The organism is Vibrio lentus (genome assembly GCF_002875945.1).
Taxonomy (GTDB): Bacteria; Pseudomonadota; Gammaproteobacteria; order Enterobacterales; family Vibrionaceae; genus Vibrio; species Vibrio apostichopi.
On record NZ_MCZK01000113.1, the window covers coordinates 37,263 to 60,249 of the forward strand.

Sequence of the window (22,987 nt, forward strand, 5' to 3'; positions counted from 1 at the left end):
TGGTCTAACACCAAACCCCCAGGGTGGGTAGGCTCGTAGGGAGCCTATCTACTCTTTATTCCCAATTCTGATATGCGTGATGCTGATGTGGTGCCGAGAGGTAAGCCATCGGCTCGATTGTGCAACAAGGATAAGTTATGGAGCATGTTTTGACTGAGTCGACTCCAAAACCCACAAGGAGCCAGCCTGCGCCAAAACCGAGTTTTGCTGACAGGTTGCAACATTGGTTACCTAAAATTGTATTGGCGCCCACCGCGTTAGTGACCGTGGTTTGTATCTATGGTTACATTTTTTGGACGGCCGCGTTGTCGTTCACCAACTCTCGATTTCTGCCGAGCTTTAACTTTGTTGGTTTAACCCAATATGAAAAGCTGATGGACAACGATCGCTGGATCACCTCAATCACCAACCTCGGTGTGTTTGGTTTTCTATTCATGGCGATTGCTATCTTGCTAGGTGTTGGTTTGGCTGTGTTGCTTGACCAGAATATCCGCCAAGAAGGCGCGATTCGTACTATCTATTTATACCCAATGGCGTTGTCGTTCATCGTCACGGGTACCGCTTGGAAATGGATTCTTAATCCAGGTCTTGGCATTGAAAAGTTGATGCAAGACTGGGGATTTACTGACTTCAAATTCGATTGGTTAGTTGACTCTGAAATGTCGGTCTACACCTTAGTGATTGCAGCGCTTTGGCAGTCTTCAGGCTTCGTGATGGCGATGTTCTTAGCCGGCCTTCGTGGCATTGACTCTTCAATCATCAAAGCTGCTCAAATTGATGGGGCAAGCTTACCCACCATTTATCTCAAAATCATTCTGCCTTGCTTGCGCCCAGTAGTTTTCAGTGCGGTGATCATCACCTCACACATTGCGATTAAGAGTTTCGACCTTGTGACCGCGATGACAGCGGGTGGCCCAGGTTATTCATCGGATCTTCCAGCGCTATTCATGTACGCACACTCATTCACTCGTGGACAGATCGGCCTAGGTGCTGCCAGTGCCATGATGATGCTTGCCGGTATCTTAGCGATTCTCGTGCCTTACCTTTACTCTGAACTTAGGGAGAAAAAGTCATGATGAATAACATCAATTTTGCTCGAATGTTTATCTATTCAGCACTGCTTTTCTTCTGTTTAGTGTACCTAATGCCACTGTTCGTAATGGTACTGACCTCATTCAAAACTCTGCCAGACATAAAGGCAGGTAACTTGATGAGCTTACCGAAAGAGTGGGTGTTTGATGCTTGGTACAAAGCGTGGGATACCGCTTGTACTGGCGTGAAATGTGAAGGCATCAAAGGCTACTTCTGGAACTCGTTCCAAATGGTGATTCCTGCTGTAGCGATATCAACATTGCTCGGCGCATTCAATGGTTATGTGGTTACTAAGTGGCAATTCCGAGGCTCAAACCTGTTCTTTAGCTTGCTGCTGTTCGGTTGCTTCATACCATTCCAAGTGGTGTTGTTACCAATGGCGACCACGCTGGGCAAGATGGGCTTAGCGAACACGACCATCGGCTTGGTGATTGTGCACGTTATCTATGGCATGGCATTTACCACTCTGTTTTTCCGTAACTTCTACATCTCGATTCCTGATGAACTGATCAAAGCGGCTAAGTTGGATGGTGCTGGCTTCTTTACGATTTTCTTCAAGATCTTATTACCGATCTCGACACCAATCATCATGGTGACGGTGATCTGGCAGTTCACTGCAATCTGGAATGATTTCTTGTTCGGAGTGGTCTATTCCGGTTCAGAAACTCAGCCGATCACCGTGGCATTAAACAACCTAGTCAACACTAGCACTGGCGTTAAAGAATACAACGTCGACATGGCTGCCGCGATCATCGCCGCACTGCCAACGCTGTTGGTGTATGTCTTCGCAGGAAAATATTTTGTTCGTGGCCTAACGGCAGGATCAGTAAAAGGATAATTACCCATGGCAACATTAGATTTAAAACAGATCCGTAAAACCTATCGCAACGCGGACAACGAAACGTTAAAGGGCATCGACATCAGTATCGATTCGGGGGAATTTTTGATACTTGTCGGCCCTTCGGGGTGTGGGAAATCCACACTAATGAACACCATCGCTGGGCTTGAAAATATTAGCTCGGGTGAGATTGTAATTGATGGTGTAGACGTGGCGCAGGTTGAACCTAAAGACCGCGATATTGCGATGGTGTTTCAGTCGTACGCGCTTTACCCAAACATGACGGTACGCGGTAATATCGCTTTCGGTTTGAAGATTCGCAAGATGCCGCAACAAGAGATTGATGCTGAGGTTAATCGAGTGGCAGAAATGCTGCAAATCGAACAGTTACTGGATCGTAAACCGTCACAACTTTCTGGTGGTCAACGTCAACGTGTCGCGATGGGTCGCGCTTTGGCTCGTCGTCCTAAGCTGTATCTATTTGATGAGCCGCTTTCTAACTTGGATGCCAAGCTGCGTGTTGAGATGCGTCACCAGATTAAACGTCTGCACCAAAAGTTGAATACCACGATTGTTTATGTAACCCATGATCAAATCGAGGCAATGACACTGGCTGACCGCATCGCAGTAATGAAAGATGGTGAACTGCAGCAGTTAGGCACACCACAAGAGATCTACACCAAGCCAAACAATATGTTCGTGGCGGGCTTTATGGGGTCACCCTCCATGAACTTCATTAAGACCATGGTGGATTTGGATGAGGAACAGAATCCGATCATCAAAGTAACTGGCACGGCGGAGCAAGAACACCACATTCGATTGCCACAGAGTATGCGTGACCAAGATGGCAAGGAATTGGTCATTGGGTTGCGTCCTGAACACATTACTGAGCAAGAAGGTGATGATGTGTCGGCAACCACAAAACTAGACCTGCAATTAGAAGTGTTGGAGCCAACAGGGCCAGATACGATTGCGATGGTTAAAGTGAACGACCAAGAAGTCGCATGTCGTTTATCGCCAGAATTTGAAGTGTCGGTTGGGCAAATGGCACCGCTTCATTTTGACTTATCGAAAGCTGTATTCTTCGATGCTCAAACCGAAGCGAGAATCGACTTCTAACTTCTAGTTGCTGAGTTAGTTTAATAATCAAAGTTCATGTCTAAATCAAAGGCAGTATCACCAACTAGTAATAAGTAACGTGATGCTGCCTTTTTCGTTGTCTATACTTGCTTTTTATTCCTTATAAAAACAAAGGGGTAAACGATATATATGCTTCTACTGTAATAATATCGTGATTTAGTATCCCTTAGCTCTATAAAGCTGACGTAGAAACGCGTAGGATCACACTACTTTAGATCAAATACTAGGTTGCACTTTGGTGCATAGACAGAATAAAACATGAAACTAACAGCAAAACCAGCGGCGAATAACGCTTTACTTATTTCTATTACGACACCGGATTTTAAAGGTGACGAAGCAAAAGAGTCTCTTGCCGAACTTGCTCGCTTAGTGTCAACCCTAGGGTTTAAAGTCGTTGGTACGCAATCGCAACACCATAGTTCATCTCAACGACAGAATGTGTTGGGTGCAGGTAAGCTTGCCGAAATTGCACACCTAACTGGTTACCAAGGCTCTATTGAAGAAGCTGAAGATGAAGATTTTATTGATGAGTCGTTTGATTTTAGTTCTGAAATCGATGAGCTAGATTTTGATGATCTTCCAACGGGCAACTTCCAATACGGTGCCGCTGATGTTGTGGTCTTTGACTGTGATTTAAGTCCATCTCAAATGCGTACTGTTGAGGCGAGTTTGGGTGTGGAAGTATTTGACCGTACTGGCATCATCATCGAAATCTTTAGCCGTCACGCTCGTACTCGTACTGCTCGTCTGCAAGTTGATATCGCTCGTCTAAACTACTTGGTGCCACGACTTCGTGAAACGGCTGAGGGTGATAAAGAGCGTCAAATGGGTCAGGGCGCAGGTGAAACTTCACTAGAGCTAGACCGTCGTAACGTACGTGACCAAATTGCTGCGCTTAAGCGCGAGCTAGTAAGCGTACAAGATGAAATGAAGACCCGACGCACAAGGCGCGCAGAGCTTTTCACTGTTGCTTTAGTTGGCTACACCAATGCCGGTAAATCTTCGATGATGCGTGCAATGACCGCAACCGAAGTGGTCGGTGAAGATAAACTGTTCGCAACCCTAGACACTACGGTTCGTGCACTTCAGCCGATTACTCAGCCGCGTATCTTGGTTTCAGATACCGTTGGTTTCATCAAGAAACTGCCACACGATCTGGTTGCTTCATTCCACTCAACGCTAGCAGAAGCGCACGATGCTTCATTGTTGCTTTATGTGGTTGATGCTTCAGACGTTTCATTCCGAGCTCAGCTTGATGTGGTACACGACGTATTAGCACAAGTGGGCGTTGAAGGTAGCGAAAAACTATTAGTGCTGAACAAGTGCGATAGACTGAGTGAAGAAGATCAGTTAGCGCTGATTGAAGAATTCCCAGACGCGATGCTAACGTCGACTCGTGATCCGTTAGATATCACGAAACTGCATAAATACATCGTTGGTGTTGCAGAAGAAGGCATGATCGAAGAAGAGATCACCATCCCTTATTCTGGACAAGGCATCATCGGTGAGATTCGCTCAAACATGAGTGTGGTTAAAGAAGAGTACGATTACGAGTGTATTAAGTTGACCGTTCGCTCTAGTGAAATTGACTTAGCACGTTTGAAAAAGCGTATGCAGAACTCTTAATCGTCTATCTAATTTAGATAAGAACGTCCAAAGAAAAAGCGACCTAAGTGGTCGCTTTTTTTATTGGTTGAGCTTAATTAACGCTGTATTGAAATGCCTATGCCATTCTTTGAGTTGGCTTCCAACGTGCTAGTTCTGGGTCAAGCTTGATACCTTGCGAAGTCAGCAGATTAACACGTGCTAAGTAAGCCGCACCGTGCATCAGATGCTTAGCAAGATCAACGGCATTACGCTGTTGGTAATCATCTAGGTAGCTGTCTTTTGCCCATGCGTTGAATGCGCCAAGTGCAGGGCCTGCCCATACTTGGTAATCCATTTCACGACCTTGTTCACCGGTGTTTGACCAACGGCTAGAAAGCCCTAAGTACCAACGGAAGATCAACGCCATTTTACGCTTTGGGTTGCCTTCAGCACGTTCGATCTGTTTAGGGTCGCGCTCGTTAAAGTGCGCCACAGTCCCTGCCCAAATGTCATCCAGTGTTGAACGGAATACTTGCTTCTCAAGCTTCAGTCGTTCTTCTACTGGAATTGCTTCAATCGAGTCGTAACGTGTGTATAGCTCATACAGTTTGTTGGCACGCATTGGGAACAAGGTACCGCGCTTAACCACTTGTAGCTTCACGCCCATTTCGAACATGTCGGCCGCCGGGGCCATAGTCACGTCAGCCATTTCGGTTGTCGAAAGCAGCTTACGTGTGTGTTCGCTCGCGCCAGCCTCAACACATGCTTGGTTGATTGAACCGGTAACAATGTAAGCAGCACCCATGTTAAACGTCGCTAGAGCAGCGTCAGGCGTACCTACGCCACCGCCACAACCGACACGTAGCGGAGTTTTGAATTGGTACTGAGCTTGGATTTGCTCTTTCAGTGCAAGAATCGTTGGCAGTAGGGTAACCAGTGGACGGTTATCAGTGTGACCACCAGAATCGGCTTCTGCAGTAATGTCATCAGCCATAGGAACAAGCTGTGCCAGTTCCATCTGTTCTGCTGTGATTCGGCCTTCATCAACCAAAGCTTGCAGCATTTTCACAGGAGCAGGCTGCATGAACTTACTTGCGACTTCAGTACGGCTTACCTTAGCAATAACTTTGTTGCCAATCTGAATCTCACCTTGTGCATCGCGGCTAAGGCCCGCAGCGCGGTAGTGAACGATTTGCGGTGTTAAACCTAAGAATGCTGAAGCCTCAACGGTTTTCACTTTGTGCTTCAAAAACAGCTCAACACTGCCGCGCTCTAGAGCGGGTTCGCTTGGGCTGTGAATCAGGTTAAATGCGTAAGGACCGTTTGGCAGTGCTGCTTGAATGCGGTTGATCGCTTGCTCGACGCGAGACGGGATTAAGCCCGCCGCGCCAAATGAACAAAGAATGCCAGCCTGACCAAGCGCAATCACCAACTCTTCAGATGAAATGCCGTTTGCCATTGCGCCTGCGTAGTAAGCGTATTTCACGCCGTGGCAGCGACGAAAATCTTCGTCGCCTAGGCTTTGTGTACCAAGAGCTGGAGCAAAGGCGCTAACAGGTTGGTTGTTCGCCGAGCTTGCTGAATCGCCTGATGCAATTTCAGCTTGTTGGCTTACGCCTAAGCCTTTTTCAGGGTGGTTCACTACGTAACAAGCAAGGCTCAAATCTTTCAAAATTGTCGACATTGCTGCGTTATCGAAATGGGTAGTGCTCCCTTCAATCTGCCAAGGCCACGGAGATAGCTTTTCGTTATTAATTGTAGTTTGAGTTGTCATACTAAATTCTTTCCTAATTCTTTGTCTCTAGTGGCGGCTTATGCTTTATCGATAGCAGGGGCTTCTTCGATACAAATTGCGATGTCTTTCACTTCGTAAATACGCAGACCATCTTTGCTCAGGTTTGCGTCGCCAACGATGATGCGTTTGCCGTCTTCGTCTTTAATCGCAGTGATGTGTACATCCAGAGACATCTGTTTGTTCAGAGGGTTAATCTGACCACGATATTTCCATTTCACTTCAGATTGGATTTGACCAAACTTCGGATTGCGGAAACCAGCGCCAAGGTCTTTGTTTAGCGCATAGGTTTGCATCAGTTCGATGATCGCTTCGACACCTAGAGAACCTGGCATTACCGGATCTTGATGGAAGTGGAACTGGAAGAACCAATCACTTGGGTCAATCGTGCGCTCAGCGTATAGGTAACCAAGGCCTTCTTTACCACCATCGCTGGTGATCTGTACTGTATCGATAAAGTTCAAACGACCGCCAGCCAGTTGGTAGTGCTCTTGCACTTCACCATTAGCAGAAACAGGTGCATTGAAGTAACGCGTCGTTTTGTCTAGCAGGTTGATGTTTACATCCGGTGTGCGGTTGTTATCAACGTGCCAAGGGTGAGTCACTTTACCGTTGTCCAAACCAAGTTGGTCTTTCAGTGCTGCGCCTTTGAAGTAACCAAATACCGCTGTACCTTGGTAGAAAGGCACGCCGTCAGTACTCAGTTCGAAGCTGAAGCTCTGTACGATGTTGGTGCCCATCATTACTGTTGAAAGCAGACGAGAATCGTTGGTGATCGTTTTGCCACGCAAGTCGACGTTACGCAGCATTTTGCCGCTGCCATCTAGGTTACGGAAAAACAGTTCTTCACCTGGGAAGCCCAGTGTTGTGCCCATGTAGCCAGAGATAAAGCCGTTTGGCTGCAGCGAAATCTCCATCAATACTGAGTAAGGCATTAGGGTCTGGTGGCTGTTTTCATCAAAGTACCATGCATTTTCTGGCACTTCGTATTCTGCGATACATGATGAAGGCTTCTTGAAGTCGCCACGCTTACCGTCGATCTCAACCACACGAGTAGTTAGCTGTAGGTCGCCACACGGAGTACGTGGTGGAATCATGCCACGGTAGATAGAGAAGTCAGGTCCGAAACATTTCTCGATATCGCCGGTTGCGAATTCGAACATATGGTATGGCGTGAATGGAACTGTATCGGGTGTGCGGTTCGGGTAATCAGGCGTTACCGGAGCTTCAACGTGTTGAAGAGGAACCACACCTTTATTTGGCGCCGTTTCTAGGTCTTCAATTTGAGCCATCAATGGTGCATTGGCTGAAGCCTGTTGGTTCACTGCTGGTGTATGGCCCAAGTTTTCGATAACAGGGGTCGCGACAGCTGTTTCTAAAGAAGGCAGGTAACGAGTACATTCGTCGTCTTCTTTGATCATCACACCCAAGTTTTGGAAATCAACAATCACTTTGCCGTTGAGCAAAATATCGATGTTGGCTTTCGCGTATGGGCGAGGGCTTAGACCAATCTCAGTCACTTCCATGCGGTAAGTCAGTTCTGCCGATTGTGGTAGAACTTGACCACGACAGCGCACTTGTTGAGGGGCATTTTCAAGCGGTTGGAAACGACCATTTTGAACAAGCGTGTGCATGCCAAGGTGCATCATGAAGAATTGCAGCAGTTGACCACAACCTTCTGCCATCAAAGAACCAGCCATTACTGAGTCATCTTTGAAGTGACAAGGGAAGTACCAGTGCTCAGGCTCTAGCTGCTTGTGACCTTCAATCAGACCAAGTCCCCATGTGCCGCCTTGCGGTTCAACACGGCTAACTTTTTCGATCATCATGAACTTCTCTGAGCTGAAGCACAAAGAAGGCTGGTGGCGATTAGATTGGTGAGTCGGGCCAAAACACTCTGCGATGTTGGCAGTCAGTAGATGACGTAATTCTTGGTGGTTAAACTGCGTTTTAGGGCAGTGCAACATAGGGTCGAAGCGTTGTTTAGTTGCCAGCTTACGCGCCTTGATTTCATCTTCAGTGTGAATCACACCCTTGCCGTCTGCTAGCTCTTCGTCGGTGAAGAAGCCTGCACAACCGTTATCCATTTTCAGGATCATCTTGTCGCCAACGAAACACTCGTACGAGAAGAAGAACAGCAGCGTGTCGCCATTGCGAGCAAAGTTGTTGATTGAGATATCGTAACGCAGCGTATCGCCACCACGAGGCAAGTCGCCAAGGAAAGTCAGCGTACAATCAAGTAAGCGATAAACACGCTCGCCTTTGTTTTCAAAATCGATACCTAAGTAGCTGATTAGCATTAGGTCACATTGACCAGATTCAACCGCCACTGCCCAAGGGATCTGACCATCAACAAGATACGGCGCATCAACAGGGATGTCGTATTCGGTGGTCATGGTGCTTGGTTTGTACTCGTTCACTGTCGCGTTGAGCTTGGTTACACGAGATACCAATAGGTAGTCAGTGGTTGGTAAGCGAACGCGGCGCGAGTAGCTATCGATGATCGCGTAATCAGGGCCAAATACGTTGGCGATGTCGCCTTCAGCGTATTCAACCAGATCATCGTAATCCCAAATGCATGGCTTACGGATAGGTTTTACTGGTGCAGGCGTTGCAAGTACGTTGACTGGCACTGACTGAACCGGAGCCAGTTGAGCTAATGTTTGCTGATCAGTCGTTTGTTGGCCATTCGTTTGTTGAGAAGCGGCTGAGTTATCTAAACCAGACGTAACTGCGTTTAGCTGTGCTTTCAATAGTGCATCAGCCATTTGCATGCCTTGGGCACGAGTGTGCAGGAATGCTTTGTGTACCTGTTGAGCTGCTTGCTGATTTTGAGCAAAAGCTTGGTTGTGTGGTGTTACAGACGGCTGTGATGCTGCATCCGTATTAGCGTCGATATTCGATACGCCATTTTTAGCGGATAGGACATGAGTCATATTGCTGTGGTTACCTGTTAGCTGACTGTGGCGCGTTGGCGCCAGAGTAGGGGATACTGATGTAGGAGTTTCGATTACTGGCTCTACCGCGTTCTGCGCTAGTGCTTTCTTCTCTAACTCTTTTTGCGCAAGGGCTGCTTGAATGCTTGCTGTCGTTGGAACCGACGCCACTCTTGCTGCTTGTTTACCTGAAGCTTTGTGTTGAATTGTTGCCAAGTTAGTCACTGGGGTTTGGGCAATATGTTGATAAATATCGCGGCCACCAAGAGTCACTTGCTTAACCAATTGACGTTTAGCATCACTCGCCAGTTCACTGCTTAAACGAACCGATAGTGATTGAGATTCAACACTCGATTGGCTTAGTAGCAGCTGTGAGCATTGTCCTTCGCTGATGTTGGCAACAATCGCGCTCTTAGAGCTGACATTTGGATTCAGAGACTCAAGGTTCAGGTTGAGGAGACCGTGTAGTAGGCTTGCCATGCCAGAAGCAGCAGAGCAATGACCAACACGTTGACTCGCTTGAGTCGTCCTTGTGCTCGCTAAACTTAGAGACGAAGACAGATATGATGAAGACTGATGTAATGAAGATTCAGGTGCATGGTTAAGCTCAAGCAGAGAAACATCGTTCGAGCTCATACCAACTTGAGTCAGTAATTCATCAACAACGGCGTTGTTATTCTCGCTTGAACCAAAGGCCAATGCGTTGATGCTGCCGTAAGCCGCGTCTTGGTTGCGCGTTACTCGGCTTTCTTCAACAAGAACAATTGCACCTGCGCCTTCGCCCACATTCCAACTGCCGTCTTGCGGTTGTCCGAATTTTGGAGCAAGCGACACTGGGCTCACACTGTTCTTCAGAATCACATGCTCTGCACTGCCACTAAGGTCAACGGCTGCAATCACGACTGCGTCCATGGATTCTTGCGACATCAAGTTTTGTGCAACATCGATACAACGAGCAACCGACTGTTCAGCGGCTGAAATCGTAAAGGCAGGGCCGTTAAAGTCCCACAATGAAGAGATACGCGAAGCCATGATATTGCCGATGAAACTGGTGTATTGGTTCAGCTTGGCTGCGTCCATCACACTGTCCATCGCGATGGTTTCTAGCGATTGGTATTCATCTTGTGTTAGCTCAATACCCATGTTGGCAAAGCTGTCAGCCAGTTGGCTATGCAGGTTTACGCGCCCACGGAATTGGTGCATCTCAAGCTCAGTTTCCATCGCGACTAAAACCGCAACCTTTTGGCCAGCAACAAGCTTGGCATCTTTGATCGCTTCGTCTGCAACTTTCATCAATAGCAACTGCTGAGAGATCAAACGGTCATCTTCATTAGGCGGCACTTTGAAGCGTAGGAAATCGAGATCGAATTGATCGATGTAGGCTCCGTTTGGAATACCATGTAAACCAAACTGATTCAGTAGTTCTGGATGTTGGTCTAAGCCTTTCCAGCGTTTCTTAGGCAAAGCAATGAAAGCATCGCTATTGGTCTCAATCGCAGTGCTTAGCGCATTGATGCTTTGCAGAGAACCGAAGTGAGACGCTAGACCAGTAATGCTTAAATTAGACGGTTGTAGGCTTGGAGACGCTGACTCTAGAGTCTGGTTTACATGACTGGTGTCTGAATACGCTTCAAGCAGTAAGTGAGCATTACAACCACCGAAACCAAATACAGAAACACCCGCACAGCGCTCTTGGTTGCCCGCTTTACTTGGCCAAGGTTGAACCTGTGTTGGTAGGGTCTGTGAACCAAATAAACCTTCTGGTGAAGACAGTGGCTTGTCCAAATTAATACTTGGCGGAAGCACGCCTTCTTTCATCGCAAAGATCATCTTCATGATCCCCGGCATACCCGCCGCAGTCAGTAAGTGCCCGAGGTTTGACTTCGCAGAACCAATCAATGGCGGGTTAGAACCATTCAATTTGTCAGCAAAGAAACGCTCCATTGAGGTTAACTCAACCTTGTCACCTAATGGCGTGCCGGTTGCGTGACACTCAATCACTTCAATGCTGTCTGGTGTTAGGTTTGAAGCTTCGTAAGCGCGTTCAAAGGCTTGTACTTGTCCTTTGCTGTTTGGGCTTAATACGAACTGGCCACGACCATCGTTCGACAAGCCAATACCGCTGACGACTGCGTAAATATTATCGCCATCACGCTCTGCATCAGCTAAGCGTTTTAGGACTAAAACACCAGCACCTTCGCCAGCAAACAAACCTTTACTGTTGCTATCAAACGGAACCGACACACCGTGGTCAGGGTAAGCGTGGAAGATTGAGAAACCCATATTGATAAAGAATGGGTCAGCACCGGATACCGCGCCCGCCAACATCATGTCGGCTTTGCCCGTCTTCAAGTAATCACACGCTAGCTTCAATGAATACACTGAGCTTGCGCATGCCGCATCTAGGCTAAGTTGCACGTTGCCTAAACCCAATGCATCAGCCACTAACTTAGAGGCGTTGTGTGCCGCTGCACCATTGATAGGATTGAGGTCTTGCGCGGTTTCATTGGTTGGCAGCAGTGAAAACTGGTCATTAGACAATTTAGCTTGTAGTGCTTTCTCGACCACCGAGTGATACATCGGCAGAAACAAGTCGTTTGAACGTGTGGTTGGGAACGAAAGGGCACCCATGATCACGCCTGTGCGCTCTAAAACATCGGCATTTAAATTAATGCCTGCGTCGACTAACGCCTTACGACTTGTATCTAAAGCCCATAGGAAACTTTGGTCAACACCGTTGAACGATTCTGCTGTTAAGCGGTAGCCACTGCTATCGAAATTGAAGTTTTCGATGTAGCCGCCTTTATCACAGTAAAAGCGGTCTGATTCGCCTTGCACGCCCTGATAGCTTTCAGGTTTAGCACCTAGCTTTTCAGCGCTTAATGTGGTTCGAGAATCTTTTTTATCCAGCAAGTTTTGCCAAAAGTCTTTTGGCGTATCAGCTTCTGGGTATTGGTTAGCAATACCGACAATCGCGATCTTATTGCACTTCACTTGCTGTTTGTTTTGAGCCTGATATTTATATTGAGATGGTTTCGATTGAGAACTCATACTAGCTCTCCTTGATGATTCACTGCACTGCCTTGAGATACACCACTTAATTGCTTAGTGGTGATCTGTTGTTTTAGCCCTTGAATAAGTGGCTCGACAGACAATGGGATTTGATGAGTAATGAGCTGACCAATGCACTTGATGAGCGTGACAACATCGTCACCGCCTTTGGCATTGGAAGCGATTGTGCAGACTTGGTCGGCTACGCTATCGCTACGATTGATCTTGTCGATCAATGTGCTGGTTTGACGATCGGCACCTATTTCGACAAACAGGCGAGCACCTTGCTGACGCGCACTCTGGATCAACGCAGTGAAATCCAGCGTCGAACAGAAAGTGTCGGCAATCGAAAGGGCGATGCTGTCGCTGTCGATATTGATTGGTGCGCCCGTCGGTAGACCTGCTGCGCTGATAAAGCGGATATGCTTTGGCAATTCGTCGAACAGTGGTTGCGTGTAAAACTCACGCACTTGGCTATGTTGGCTCAATGCTGGTGTGGTGTGCATTGCGGTAACACGATTCGCGGCAATGCCACGTTTACCTAGTTTTTTGAGTAGTGCACGACATGTGCTTTCACAACCTGCCAGTACGCAAGTGTCACCTTGGATGATAGCGAGATAAGCGCGTGGGAATTCTGGTAACAGAGCCTCAATCGCTTGTGCATCACTGCGAACCACAAAGCTATTCCATTGGATGCTTTCGTCGCCGTTCAGCTGCCAATCTTGACGCACTGCGGTGAGCTCGCCAGAAATAGCTGTCGTGAAAATAGGGCTGGTTTGAGTCATCTCAATCAGCGCATGTGGGTTTTTCCAAACATTTAAGCTGGCCCACATGGAGGCTTCACCCTTGGAGTAGCCCAAGGCGAAATCTGGCTGCACTTTGAATTCATCACATAGCAGTTGTGTTAACAGATAACTGCTGCCCACACCGGCAATTGCCAGCTCACTGAGCGACATTTCTTGCGAGTCTTCAGCGTAGGTTTTGTCAGCCTGCAGCATCTCTTTCAAGTTACCTTCACGTTCTAAACGAGCAAATAACTGTGGGAAATGGTGGTGAAACTCGCGCAACATGCCGGGATAAACCGTGCCAACACCAGGGTAAACAAATGCAACGCCACCTTTGCTTTGAGGCATCGGTGAGAAACAACTGCCCGCTGGCGTTTTGTATTGGCTATTGTCAGCCATTACTTTTGGCAACGCATTTTCTAGCGCTGTGATCTCTTGTAGTGCAGCATCGATTGAAGCGGCTTGAATCACGATGTTCGCGTTAAGGCCAACATTGTGCTGAACGCTTTGAAAGTGGCTTAGGTTTGAATACATCAAGCTGGCGATAGCAAGTTCGCTGTCCGCCGAATCGCTAACGCATTTAAGCTCAGCTCTTAGTGAGGCTAGCTTAGAAACTAATTCAGCTTGGTCATTGCCAGAAACCACAAACATCAAACGCTCGCTCGATAGCAATGGCTTTGGTTCGTGCAAACCGGTCGCTTGAGTCAATATCAGGCTGGTGGCTTTTTGGCTATCGTCACTGAAAGTTAACGCAGCAACCCGTGCTTTGTTCGGTTCAGTAAACCAGTAATTGTTAGGTAATGAATGGCTCGGCAATGAACGGCTCGATATCGCCTCAATCATATTCAACAATTCATTAAACTGCTGCGAAGCAGATAGGGTTGAGTATTGTTGTTGATGGCTTAAATCTGAAGCGGGGCGGCGTGACATCTCTAGAGCAAGTTGAACGCTATCTCCATTATCCAGATCGAGAGTTTCGGCAAAGCCCGCTAAATTCGCGTGTGGGTGAATCTTATTCTGAGCAGCATTCAGCGCACTTAACATCAACAATGATGGTGAGTGAGAATCCAAACAGAGTTTAACAGCAGTGCCTTGATTTACAGTCTCAATCGCACGGCTAAGTGCTTGATTAAAATTGCCATCAACCACAACAGTTATCATCTCTGAGAACGAGGGGAATAAGTCGGCAGAAAGCTCAGCCGCGTTTGCTGGCTGAGCTAAAAGAGCGATGCGCAATGGCATCGCTTTATTAGTAGGAACAGTCACTATGACAATTGCTCCTTTTCTGCGTTTTTAGTCGCCTCTTTCTTTGATACTGCTGAGCTAGATTTCGGCAAAAATGCGTCATTTAAGCTCTTGCTGATGGTGACTTTGGCGCCTTTCATTACTGCGCTTAAACGACCATCTTGATGGTAAAGCGAGATATCAGCTTGCAGCGAACGAGCCGTGCTTTTTATCACGCTCAGCTCTAGCCAACCTTGGTCACCATTGTGCATCGGTGCGTAACAAATAAACTCACCGATTGCAGACGGTAGGCTTGCCGCGCCGTATTTCAATCGAGCCCATACCAACATGGCTTGCAACAGATAATCTTCAGCAAATGGCTGGCTATCACCAAAACCTTGCTTAGGAATAAATGATCCGCAGTCGCTGTTTTCAATGTGAGGCAACTGGCATTGAGCCAATAAACCTAAGTCGTCAAAGCGTTCGACTGAGGTAATACCTTGCAATCTTGGTCCATGAAACAGAGTGCCGTCACTGTATAGAGCTTGTGCCGTTGTTACAGGTGCTGAAGTGTTGGCCTCAAAGCGTTTTACTGACGCTTGTTGAACATCTTCAGACACTTGTACAGAGGCAACTTGCAACTGAGCTTGATACTGTGGTCGCCCTTGGCAACTGATCACCGCTTTTAGCTGATCTTTTGATTTAGCATCAGAAGAAAGAACCAGTTTCAGCTCTTGCACTTCATCAGTATCAAAAATCACACCCTTAAGCAGTTTGTAGTTGTGAACGCTAACGTTCACCCCTAACAGTTGCTCTGCGACTTCACGCATCCATTGGATGGCACACACTGTCGGTAACACAGGGTTACCGGCAATGCAGTGATCTTGAATGAAAGGCAATGCCTTTGGATCAAGATGACGTGTCACAGTGATGCTTGTATTCAGCGGACTCTTTGCAAGATGCACAGACTCCGCATTAAGCTTTTTTACAGCAGCTTCCTTGTTGTCAGAACCTTGCATGCTCGTACCAACCAGCAATTGAATGCCAGTTTCGTTCAGTAGTTGAGAACTAAATAGTTCTGCACCCGCCTGAAGAGGAATTACGTACACACCGCGCTCTGTAAACATACGTTTCAGTGCTGCGTTTACCATGCCACCGTCCCACGGTCCCCAGTTGAAGCTCATCACTTTCGCTTGAGGGTTGCGAGCAGACAGCTGTAGAGCCGCTTTGTTTAGGATCTCGTTAGACATCGAGTAATCGCTTTGGCCTGTGTTTCCGTAGAAACCCGACGCCGAAGAGAACATCGCAATCAGTTTTAGCTTGCTGCTATCAAGACCGCCAAGAACCGCTTCTAGTCCGCCCACTTTCGTGCCGTAAACCATGTTCAGTTCATCAAGTGTTTTGTCTTGAATGTGTTTGTCAGCCAGTACACCAGCGCCGTGGATAAGACCTGTGATGCCTTCGAAATTCGCCAGCGTTTTCGCTACTGACTCATGGTTCGATACATCTAGGCTTAGGTATTCAGCACTCGCGCCAATCTCGTTGAAAGCGGCAAGTGCTGCGTTGATTTCAAGGCTGCTCAATACCGGTTTTAGCAAGGCATCAACTTTTTTCGGCGTTGGCTTATCACCCGTAGCTTGTAGGTGAGCGATAGCCGCTGGTTTTAGCTCTTTCTCTTGCTTGCCTTGTGCCCACTGAGGTAGCTCAGCTGAAGTAATATGCTTACTACGACCTGCAAGAATGAAGTGAGACTTACATTGCTTAGCAAGCGTCAGTGCACATTCAAACGTCACGCCTTTAGCGCCACCCGTCACCAGAACTTTGTCGCTCTTGGTGAGTTGAGCGCCTGTGTTTTTAGTTTGTGCAGCACCTGGTGTTGCCGCAATCAATGTTGCACGACCAGATTCACCGTTTTCCGCATGGCTAAGGCCGATTTCAACCGTGTTGGTATCGATATCGAATAGTTCACCTGTGATAGCTTCAGCTAGGTGACGAGCATCAATAGAAGCGTCAGCATCCAATGCACGGCAGAATACGTTTGACCATTCATGGCTCAGTGTCTTAGTTAGACCAGATAGAGCCGCTTGGTTAAGTTCTGCATTCGCTAATTGCTTAGTATCTAGGTAACCAAAGCCACCATCGATACGGCTTAGTGTAAAGAACACGCTGCGACCAGAAACGGCATTCAGTTGGCCATTTAGGTGCTTGGCGAATAAGAACGCTGTCGTCAGTGAAGCTCTTGAGTCTGCATTCAAGTTAACCGCTTGCTCGTTGCTTTGTTTAGCATCAACGATAGCTTGTAGGTGAATGAAGCCAGCAATCACTTTGTTCGACGTTTTAAGGTCTGCTTCGATGTCGTTAATAACTGCAGTCACACCAGCATCATCGACGCTGTTGAGTGTGTAGCTTGCGATTTCACTGTTTAAAGGTGACGCGGCAGAAAGAGCACTACGCACTACAGCAACTTGAATGCCGTTAGCGGTCAACTTTTCTGCTAGAACACCGGCGTTGTGACCATCATCTGTGATCACGACACAAGCGTCTTTTGAGAAACAATCGACGAGTTTATCTGCCGCTGGTAGCTTTTTTAGCGCTACCTCATTGTGTGGAGGAAGTTCCGCTGTCGCTGTTTCTGCGATAGGCGTTACTGAATCAGCTTTAGCAGTCGCTACGGGTGCAGCAGCGGATAGCTTGCTTTGCATGTAGGTAACGATTTCACCAAGAGTACGACACTCAGCTAAGTCTTCAGGGTTTAGCTCTGGCAGCGTTGGTAGCTGGTCTTGAACTGTACCTAGAATTTCAACACGTTTGATTGAGTCGATACCAAGGTCTGCTTCCATGTCCATTGCTAGATCGAGCATTTCTGCTGGGTAGCCTGTTTTGTCGGCAACCACTTCCATCATTGTTGATTGAACATGAGCAGGTTTTAGGTCGTTGCTTGCGCTTTCTGCAGCAGGAGCTACTGCCGCTGCTTCCGAACTAGGAGCTAACTTGCTGTTCATGTAGTCAACAATTTCACCCAGAGTACGACACTCAGCTAGGTCTTCAGGGTTTAGTTCTGGCAATGTTGGCAGCTGGTCTTGAACCGTACCAAGGATCTCTACACGTTTGATTGAGTCGATGCCAAGGTCTGCTTCCATGTCCATTGCTAGGTCGAGCATTTCTGTTGGGTAGCCCGTTTTATCCGCTACTACGCTCAACATTGTGCTTTGAACTTGTTCTGCGTTTAAACCGTTTGATACTGCTTGCACTGGTGCAGATATTTGAGCTGCTACTGGAGCAGAAGCTGGAAGCTTGCTGTTCATGTAGGCTACGATTTCGCCTAGAGTGCGACATTCAGCTAAGTCTTCAGGGTTTAGCTCTGGAAGAGTAGGCAGTTCATCTTGAACCGTACCAAGAATCTCAACACGTTTGATTGAATCGATACCAAGGTCAGCTTCCATATCCATTGCTAGGTCTAGCATTTCAGTCGGGTAGCCCGTTTTCTCTGCTACTACTTCTAACATGGTTTTTTGAACGACAGCCGCATCTAGTCCGTTGTTAGCTGCTGCTGGCGCCACTACTTCCGTTTGTGCTGCAACTGGTGCAGAAGTCGGAAGTTTACTGTTCATGTAGTCAACAATTTCGCCCAGAGTACGACACTCAGCTAAGTCTTCAGGGTTTAGCTCTGGAAGAGTAGGCAGTTTATCTTGAACCGTACCAAGAATCTCAACACGCTTGATTGAATCGATACCAAGGTCTGCTTCCATATCCATTTCTAGATCAAGCATTTCCGTTGGGTAACCTGTCTTCTCAGCAACCACTTCTAGCATGGTTTGTTGAACGACTTTTGCATCAAGACCGTTAGCTGCTTGAACAGGAGCAGTTGCGCTTGGCTGTGCGGCAACAGGCGCTGATGCTGGCATCTTGCTGTTCATGCTTTTACTGTTCATGTAGCCGACGATTTCGCCAAGAGTACGACACTCAGCTAAATCTTCAGGGTTCAGCTCAGGTAGGTTTGGCATTTCGTCTTGAACGGTACCAAGAATCTCTACGCGCTTGATTGAGTCGATACCAAGGTCTGCTTCCATGTCCATTTCTAGATCAAGCATTTCCGTTGGGTAACCCGTTTTCTCAGCGACCACTTCTAGCATCACTTTTTCAGCATCGGCTGATTGTACTGCTACTGGTGCAGCTACAGGAGCTGGTTGCGCTTTAACTGGCACAGGTTGAGCTGCAACAGGCGCTGCCGCTTGAGCCGCTACTTGCGGTGCAGGCACGGCTTTCTGTACTGGAGCTTTCTGAGCTACCACATTTTGAACAGGTGCTGCTTGTACAGGAGTCGTTTGCACTTGAGCTACAGGTTGTTGAACGACAGCTGTTGGAGTAGCTGGAGCTTGAATCGCTGGCTGAGCATTTACAGAAGCAACGAAGGTTGGTTGTGCTGTTTCGACTGATCCTTGCGTCAGCATGTTCAGTGCTGAGTTGTTGCTGTGCGCTTGCATTTCTAGGTAATGAGCGTGCGCTTTTAGCGTCTCAGCTTGGTGCTGGTGGAACATCTCCATAGAACGCTGTAGGTTCTCAGGAATTGCTACGCCTGCTGTTGCCATTTTCGCTTGCTCAGACATTAGGGTGTTGAACGTGTCACCGTATTGCTGAGGAATCGCAAGGAACTGCTGATGTACTTCTGCTGCTTGTTGTTGAGCATTGAAGAACGATTGCAGTGAAGACTCATCAACCGTTACTGAAGCTGTTGGTTGAATAGTCGCTGGTGCAGGTTGTGCTACTTGAAGCTGCTGAGTTGCTGTTGCTACTTGTAGACTTGGTGCTGCAACTGATTGTTGTACATTTGAAGCTTGAGGAGCAGCCACAGGTACTTCAACGATTTCTGTTTTAATCACTTCTTTTTCCACGATTTTCTCGACTTCAACTTTCACTTCAACAATCTCAGTCTTTTCGGTGACGTTGCCCGAAGCCAATGATTGATCCATTTTCTTACGAGTAGCAGGGCTGATGTAGTTGGTTGCATTCAGTTTGATGTTCATTGGTGATGCCTTTGCAGGTTCAGCAATGTCAGCTTGGTAAGGGTCAATGTTGTCTAATGAAACACCTGCCACGCACAGTTGAACCGCAGCTAAACGAAGCTGTTGGTCACTGTCGCCTTTAGGGCTTGGGTTGATGCTGATTGCGTAAAGCTCTTCGTTCTTATCAGCCAATGTTTTCTCAATCAGCTTTTGAAGAATGTTTTTCGGACCGAACTCTACGAATACGCGTGCACCGGCTTCATACATCGCTTCAATTTGCTCGCTAAAACGAACCGATTGCAGCATGTGTTGCTTGAACGCTTTCTTGATCGCTTTAGCGTCTTTGCTGTGCAGCTTGCCTGTTGCATTTGAGTAAAGCGGCAGTGTTGGAGCGCTGAATGAAGCTTTATCAATTGCAGCAGCAAATGGTTTTTGAGCGTGAGCAACAAGCGGTGTATGGAAAGCACCAGATACTGGCAGAGCAATTGCTTTGAAGCCTTGTTCAGTTAGCGCTTGTGCTGCTTGTTGAACCGTCGCAGTTGGACCTGCAATAACCAGTTGAGTCGGAGCGTTGTAGTTGGCAATACTCACGCCTTCAAATTGGCTGATGCAGTTTTCAACGGCTGGAAGTTTGTCTGCGTCTAGGATGACCGCAAACATAGTACCGCTGTCACCTTGTTCAGGTGTCGCTGCCATCGCATCGCCACGAGCGAAAGCTAGTTGGTAGTAATCGTCTTGCGAGATAACACCCGATGCACATAGTGCACTTAGCTCACCAAAGCTGTGGCCTGCGACCATGTCTGCTTTGAAGCCAGCTTGAGTCATGATGTCGAACTGACCCATAGACACAGTACCAATCGCACTTTGCGCGTTGGCCGTGTTGGTTAGCACTGCTTCTTGAGCTTTGGTTGCTTCCGGTGTGAAGGTTGGAATTGGGAACAGAATTTGCGACAGAGCCGTTTTCTTGTGCTGACCAAATACTTGATCCGCTTGAGCAAGCTGTTGGCGCATCTCAGGGTAATGACAAGCAAGCTCGCGACCCATGTTTAGGTATTGCGAACCTTGACCTGCAAATAGTGCTGCCACTTTACCTGCGCCGTTTTCAGCAATCAGTGCCGACTCACGGTAGCTAGTACCGTTTGGCATCTGCCAATGTGCTTTGGTTTGGCTTTCAAGCATAGAAACCGCTTGAGTCAGCTGCGCTTGAAGGTCTGCTTGGTCAGTCACGACTAAGCCAATACGAGCATGCTTAGCGTCAATTTCGCGTAGAGCGTTTTGTTCAGCAAGCGCTACTAGTTTGAACGCAGCATCTGCAGCTTGAGTTGAAACTTGTTTTAGCTCATTGATCAGTGCTTGACGAGATTCCGCGCTGAATAACAGAGTTTGCGGTACTTGGCGCTGACGGTATTTGTCACCGCGAGCATGTTCTGGGGTGTACTCTTCCAAGACAACGTGGAAGTTAGTGCCACCAAAACCGAATGAGCTGATACCTGCGCGGCGCGGTGTGCCGTCGACACGTTTCATCCAAGGACGCGTTTGTGTGTTTAGGTAGAACGGTGAGTTCTCGATATCCAACTTAGGATTCGGAGCCGATACGTTAATTGTTGGCGGCAGTACTTTGTGGTGCAGTGCTAATGCAGCTTTGATTAAACCTGCAGTACCCGCAGTTGATTTAGTGTGACCAATTTGAGATTTCACAGAGCCTAACGCAATGTGTTGCTTCTCTTCATTGTTCTCACTGAATACCGAGTTTAAGCCGCCAAATTCAGCCACATCACCCGCAGCTGTACCTGTACCGTGCGCTTCTAAAAGGCCAAGTGTGTGCGGTGCGAAACCAGCATCATCGTAAGCACGTTTAAGCGCTTTCGCTTGTCCTTCAGGGCGAGGTGCGTAAATACTCTTGAACTTACCATCCGAAGAAGAACCGACACCTTTAATCACTGAGTAGATTCTATCGCCATCGCGTTCTGCATCTTCAAGACGCTTAAGAGCAACCATGCCGATGCCTTCACCAATCATCATACCTTTTGAGTCGATGTCGAAAGGTTGAATGGTTTCATTGGTGGTGAATGCTGGTGTTTTAGAGAAACTCATGTACATGGTTGGTGAGTTATCAGTACACACACCACCTGTGATCATCATTTCACTGCGGCCTTCAACTAGCTCACTTAGAGCCATGCGCATTGCGGCTAGAGAACCTGCACAAGCAGCATCTACTACACAGTTAATGCCACCAAGGTCAAAGCGGTTAGCAATACGACCTGAAATTACGTTACCCAATGAACCAGGGAATGAGTTCTCTTCCCAGTGGATGTATTGGTCTTGGAATTTTTTGATCAGCATCTCGCTGTCTTCGTCGTTGATGCCACTGCTCTTGAAGACTTTTTTCAAAACAGGGTATTGAAGACGAGCATTCAGGCTTTGAGCGATCTTCTGACCACCACCAACACCGAGCGTAATACCGATCTTATCGCGATCATAGCCTTCAGGAAGTTTTGCATCTTCAAGTACTTCCTTTGCCACGATCAGAGAAAGCAGCTGTGACGTATCAGTCAGTTCTAGGATGTTTGGCGGAAGGCCGAACTCCATTGGGTTGAAGTCCACTTCAGGGATGAAACCACCGCGCTTACAGTAAGACTTGTCTGGCGTAGTACGATCTGAATCGTAGTAATCTTCTGGACGCCAGTGCGTATCTGGCACTTCAGTAATCGCATCGATCTTTTCGCTGATAAGGTCCCAAAATTTATTCAGGTAACGAGAGTTTGCAAACATGCTCGCCATACCAACGATAGCGACAGGCATATCTTTAAGGCGTTTATTCAATCGAGTATCGTCGACTGATTCCGGTGTATTTGTCTCGGGTTGGCTCATTATGAGTCTCCACTAGAAATCACAGAAAGTGATGTCGTGTTTTGAGGCTGCGCTTTTAAAGCTATAGAAAGAAAATCTGAAACAGATTTAGGGAAGCGCAGCTGAAAATTCAGGTTGCTGAGTGGCGGCAACCAGATAGAAATTAGGCTTTCGAAGTGCGTTGACTTACGAGAGTAGGGGAGGTGTTTCATGCGCGACGGTGGCATTCAAATGTTGAGGCGATGTCCATTAAAATCCTGTTCAAAGTCTGACTAAATGACAAATCGGTATCCGCAAAGAAAACGTGTGAATTTGTTTAATGGTTGAGCAGGCTACCCGAGGTGAGTTGTCGATACAATGCTCCCAGAGGCCACTATGATCTGTTCAGACCAGATGAATTTGGCATGGTTTTGATTTTTGTATTTTTAATTTAATTAACTTATTGATAATTAATGAGTATGGGTTGTTTTTTAGTGTTTTTACTCTATATTTTGACTTGGTGAGATCTATGTCATATTTTTGTAAGTAACATTTAACGGGTGCCTCTTATGTAAGGCTAAGTGTGATCTGTGTTTTAATTTGTTATTATTTGAAAAATTAGCTTTAAGTCCGTATATGAAGGGTGTTTCCCTCCCGTATTCTCTAGGTTTCGCTTAAATCATAGATGAGTTAAATTTGTTCGATTTGGT

At 47.2% G+C, this 22,987-nt stretch carries 9 protein-coding genes; 4 read left to right on the plus strand and 5 right to left on the minus strand.

Annotated features, from left to right (window positions below; translation table 11 throughout):
- The first annotated feature begins 137 nt into the window (after positions 1 to 137).
- The 4 genes from BCT49_RS11470 (at position 138) to hflX (ending at position 4,696) form a co-directional block, all read left to right on the plus strand.
- Positions 138 to 1,076, plus strand: coding sequence for a carbohydrate ABC transporter permease (locus BCT49_RS11470; RefSeq protein WP_009848503.1), 939 nt, complete (start codon positions 138 to 140; stop codon positions 1,074 to 1,076).
- A complete protein-coding gene (locus tag BCT49_RS11475) occupies positions 1,073 to 1,930 on the plus strand; it encodes a carbohydrate ABC transporter permease (protein ID WP_102435312.1) in 858 nt (285 codons plus the stop codon). The genes BCT49_RS11470 and BCT49_RS11475 overlap by 4 nt, the downstream gene beginning before the upstream one ends.
- A 6-nt stretch (positions 1,931 to 1,936) precedes the next feature.
- Positions 1,937 to 3,049 (plus strand): ABC transporter ATP-binding protein, encoded by a 1,113-nt coding sequence (locus BCT49_RS11480; protein ID WP_065113367.1) that lies wholly within the window; start codon positions 1,937 to 1,939, stop codon positions 3,047 to 3,049.
- Between the two features lie 279 nt (positions 3,050 to 3,328).
- Entirely contained in the window at positions 3,329 to 4,696 is a 1,368-nt protein-coding gene (gene hflX, locus BCT49_RS11485; RefSeq protein WP_102435313.1) for a GTPase HflX, read from the plus strand.
- 97 nt (positions 4,697 to 4,793) lie between these two features.
- Here hflX and pfaD read toward each other — a convergent pair whose 3' ends face one another.
- From pfaD to BCT49_RS26340, 5 genes are read right to left on the minus strand one after another with little or no spacing between them, the layout of a single operon-like run.
- Positions 4,794 to 6,431, minus strand: a complete 1,638-nt coding sequence (gene pfaD, locus BCT49_RS11490) for an eicosapentaenoate synthase subunit PfaD (RefSeq protein WP_102435314.1) — start codon at positions 6,429 to 6,431, stop codon at positions 4,794 to 4,796.
- Positions 6,432 to 6,469: 38 nt separating this feature from the next.
- Positions 6,470 to 12,436, minus strand: coding sequence for a beta-ketoacyl synthase N-terminal-like domain-containing protein (locus tag BCT49_RS11495; RefSeq protein WP_102435315.1), 5,967 nt, complete (start codon positions 12,434 to 12,436; stop codon positions 6,470 to 6,472).
- The gene (locus BCT49_RS11500; protein ID WP_102435316.1) at positions 12,433 to 14,487 is read right to left on the minus strand and encodes a PfaB family protein; all 2,055 of its coding nucleotides are present in this window, start codon (positions 14,485 to 14,487) and stop codon (positions 12,433 to 12,435) included. The genes BCT49_RS11495 and BCT49_RS11500 overlap by 4 nt, the downstream gene beginning before the upstream one ends.
- Positions 14,487 to 22,319, minus strand: a complete 7,833-nt coding sequence (locus BCT49_RS11505; RefSeq protein ID WP_102435317.1) for a type I polyketide synthase — start codon at positions 22,317 to 22,319, stop codon at positions 14,487 to 14,489. Before BCT49_RS11505 ends, BCT49_RS11500 begins: the two co-directional genes overlap by 1 nt.
- Positions 22,319 to 22,510 (minus strand): hypothetical protein, encoded by a 192-nt coding sequence (locus tag BCT49_RS26340; RefSeq protein ID WP_020628682.1) that lies wholly within the window; start codon positions 22,508 to 22,510, stop codon positions 22,319 to 22,321. Before BCT49_RS26340 ends, BCT49_RS11505 begins: the two co-directional genes overlap by 1 nt.
- Positions 22,511 to 22,987 lie beyond the last annotated feature (477 nt).

Bases quoted from the DNA above. Each gene is read 5' to 3' on its own strand.
- BCT49_RS11470 (WP_009848503.1), top strand. From the start codon at position 138: ATGGAGCATGTTTTGACTGAGTCGACTCCAAAACCCACAAGGAGCCAG.
- BCT49_RS11475 (WP_102435312.1), top strand. From the start codon at position 1,073: ATGATGAATAACATCAATTTTGCTCGAATGTTTATCTATTCAGCACTG.
- BCT49_RS11480 (WP_065113367.1), top strand. From the start codon at position 1,937: ATGGCAACATTAGATTTAAAACAGATCCGTAAAACCTATCGCAACGCG.
- hflX (WP_102435313.1), top strand. From the start codon at position 3,329: ATGAAACTAACAGCAAAACCAGCGGCGAATAACGCTTTACTTATTTCT.
- pfaD (WP_102435314.1), bottom strand. From the start codon at position 6,431: ATGACAACTCAAACTACAATTAATAACGAAAAGCTATCTCCGTGGCCT.
- BCT49_RS11495 (WP_102435315.1), bottom strand. From the start codon at position 12,436: ATGAGTTCTCAATCGAAACCATCTCAATATAAATATCAGGCTCAAAAC.
- BCT49_RS11505 (WP_102435317.1), bottom strand. From the start codon at position 22,319: ATGAGCCAACCCGAGACAAATACACCGGAATCAGTCGACGATACTCGA.
- BCT49_RS26340 (WP_020628682.1), bottom strand. From the start codon at position 22,510: ATGAAACACCTCCCCTACTCTCGTAAGTCAACGCACTTCGAAAGCCTA.